This is a genomic window from Actinomycetota bacterium (assembly GCA_041658565.1).
Classification (GTDB): domain Bacteria; phylum Actinomycetota; class AC-67; order AC-67; family AC-67; genus JBAZZY01.
Genome location: JBAZZY010000077.1, coordinates 1 through 3,115, shown reverse-complemented (window position 1 = coordinate 3,115; position 3,115 = coordinate 1). Strand labels below are relative to the sequence as shown.

General features: G+C 65.0%; 3 protein-coding genes. All 3 read right to left on the bottom strand.

Translation table 11 applies throughout. From position 1 onward, the window contains the following. Window positions 1–1,156 (bottom strand): caspase domain-containing protein (locus WDA27_15050; GenBank protein ID MFA5892241.1); only part of this gene is annotated, 1,156 nt, incomplete at its 3' end. A gap of 145 nt (window positions 1,157–1,301) precedes the next feature. After that, window positions 1,302–2,252, bottom strand: coding sequence for a DUF2950 domain-containing protein (locus tag WDA27_15045; GenBank protein ID MFA5892240.1), 951 nt, complete (start codon window positions 2,250–2,252; stop codon window positions 1,302–1,304). 29 nt (window positions 2,253–2,281) lie between these two features. Then, window positions 2,282–3,115: DUF3300 domain-containing protein (locus WDA27_15040; GenBank protein MFA5892239.1), on the bottom strand; the 834-nt coding region annotated here is incomplete at its 5' end.

Genomic DNA, 3,115 nt, shown 5'->3' with positions numbered 1-3,115 from the left:
CGATGCGAACCCGATTGCCGATCATCACTGCCGTGCCCACGGCGTTGCCCATGCCGTTCTCCTGGGCGTGATAGCGGTCGTCGCCCGAGCGCGTCAGTATCCAAGTCGAGATGCCGACGTCCGTAGCGGTCTGCTCCCAATGGCCGTCCACGTTGCATGTCTCCTCTTTGGCGGCTTTCTTGAGCGCGGCCATCCGCGAACGAGCGTAGTCCGCCTCAGGGCTCGAACCATGTCGGCGCAGATAGGTCTCGAGCTCCGCAAGGCTGGTCTTGTCCACACGCGACCACTCTCTCGAGGCTTCGGATATTGGTCGCGTCGGTTCTGCCGGCGTCGATGCTTGCGGCGGCGATTCCTGTATCGCGGCGTTGAAGTAGAAGCGGCCGCGAAGCGCCGAGTGGTCCCACGGAACCTGGTCACCCTTGGTTGCTTCTACGACGTCCTTGCGCACGTCGATCAGAACATCCGTGATCGATGCGCCGGGTGCATCAATGTGATCCTTTAGCGCCGCCGTAAAAGGCGAGTTGCGCCCTGAACCATCGCTTGCCACGTTGCCCGGCTCTGTGGCGAAGGCGATGAACGTGCCCAGACCGGACTTGATGGGCGCCAAGCCGTTGTTCTCGGCGACGCCCCGCGTGCCCATCGAGCGTGCGAGGTTCCGGGCAAGGGGGTTGTTGCGGCAGGCATCGAGAAACACGATGTTCGTCTTCGCTTCGCGTTCCATTTGCGCCAGCACGAACTCGACCCTCACGGCATCAAAATCGAGGTCGCGTTCTGCTTCGAGCTTGGCATCCGTGGCTACCAGGTAGTTGATGCCCTTCACCTGCAGCCCGTGGCCCGCGTAAAAGAACAAGCCGACGTCGGCGCCTTCAAGGGCACGGGCGAACTCGCGCACCTTCAGATCAAGCGACCGCTTGTCCAGATCCGTTCCAGAGATGACCTCAAAGCCCAACTCGCCGAGCGCTGCAGCTATATCTTGCGCATCATTCCGCGGATTGGCCAGCGGGACGGTATGCTGGTAAGCGCCATTTCCGACCACGAGGGCGACGCGACGCTCGGCGTGGGCGTGTTCGGCGAGCGCGGCGAGGAGGGCGAGAGCGGAAATGACAGCTGTCCACGCGGCGCGCGCGTGACCTGGAAGTGCAAGTGCTCGATGCATGGGCCTCCCTCCGAAAGGCTACCCGGCAGCGCCGTCGCACCGTGACAATCTCGCAGTTGGCGCCGTGACGCAACACGAACTCAGTATCCGCACTTCACACCGATAGCTAAGATGCGCGCGCACTAACCAGGGGCGGCGCCCGCCGTCAGCCGCCGGAGACTTCGGTCCACGTGCCGTCGGGATCGAATGCTTTCATCGCCGCGGCCCTGCGCGAGGTCTCCGGTCCGAGATCCTTCTGGAAGACGACACCGTCGTGGTCGACGATGAACGTCATCACGCCCGAGTTTCCGTATTCGGCAGGCGCTGCGACGAGGCCGAAGCCGCCGATCATGCGCCCGCCAATCACATAGTCGCGCGCGCCGCCCGGCGCGTCCTTGCCCTGTGCCGTCAGCACCTTGAACAGATACCCGTGGTAGGGCGTAGGGCCGTCCGTCTTGCGCCGGTAGCCCTCGGCGCGCGCCTCGGCGATGAGCGGGCCGAACGGGCTTTCCGGCTCGCCGTCGGCGGTTGGCCAGAAGAGACCATCCTTCTTGCCCTCGCTGCTCAGCAGCTTGCGGGCGTACTGCACGCCGCTTCCGTCACGGTCGGCTTCGGCGTATTCGCGCTGCGCGTCAACGTAAGCGCGCAACACTTCGATCGCGGCAAGCTCGTTTTCGCCGATGCGCCGGTCGAGGATCTCGACGGCGCCCGCATCGGTATCAAAACGCCACGTACCCGCGGCGGCGACGATGGGGATTGGGAAGGGAAACTCGTCCTTACCGATCAGGAGCACGACACGGGCGTCGCCTTCCGTTTTCAGATCGTGGCGCTCCGCGTAGGCGGATCCGAACCGCTCGCGTGCGGCGGCGTCGGCGACGGCGTCCCCTGAGCTTGCGAGCTCGCGGCCTTTGTCTCCCAGCACGGCGATGATGCCGTCGTTACCGCCCGCCTTGACTGCAGCAACGAGCGCGTCGACCGCCTCTTGCGGCGACTTATAGGTGGCCTGCCGCGATGCTGCCGCGGCACCTGCACTTACGCCGCCCGCAACCAGCAGCGTTGCGAGCGTCGCCAGCCACCAATGCCCAATTCTTCCGTTCACCGGTTCGGAGCGCTTCATGACGTCCTCCGCATCCCTTCGCATGCAAGCTACCGGCGCCCACCGCCGCCGCCACGCCGTCCGCCCCCGCCGCCGCCCCGTCCACCGCCACCACGCGGGCTCGACATTGCGACGCGGCTCGCATGCCCGCGACTGGCGGATTTGCGCACGTCGCTGCCGCGCTTGACGTCGAAAGCCGCAGGCGAAGGCCGCTTGGCGGCGGCGCGATCGGGCGTGCCGCTGCGCTTGCGGTCGCCGGCATTGGGAAGATCGCGCGACGACGGCAGCTTGGCACCCTTGTCTTTGCGAGCGGCTCCCGCACCGTCGGGGCGCTTGTCCTTTACCGCGCCATGGTCGGTATCTTTGAGCCTGGCTTCGATTTGCGCGCGGTCAGCGTTGCCCTTGTCGAAGCCGCGGAAATCCTTGTTCGCTGTCTTTTTCCTGTCGCCCTGGCCGTACTTCTCCCGCGCCCCCTTGTTCTTGTAGGGCACCGGGCCGCGGTGCGCCGGATCGAACGCCCACTTGTTGGACGTAATCTTTCCGCGGTTGACGTTGATGTGGTTCCATTTGTTGACATCGATGTCGATGTCACGGCGCCGCCAATCGCAGTGGCCCCAGCCCCAGAGCGAGTTGGCAATCACAATCCCGGCGCCCCAGAAGAAGCCGGACGAAAAGCTGCCGTAGTAAGGCGGCCAGTAGTACGGCGGGTAATCGGGATACCACCACGGACCGTAAACGACCGATGGCTCGTATACCGGCACGTAGACCACTTCGGGGTCTGCCGGCGCGATGACGATGGCGCTCCCCTCCTTGGAGACCTTCTGCTGCTTGTTGCTCTTGAGATTGCCGGCTTGATCGGCCTTCGCCCGCAGCAGCTGGATCTC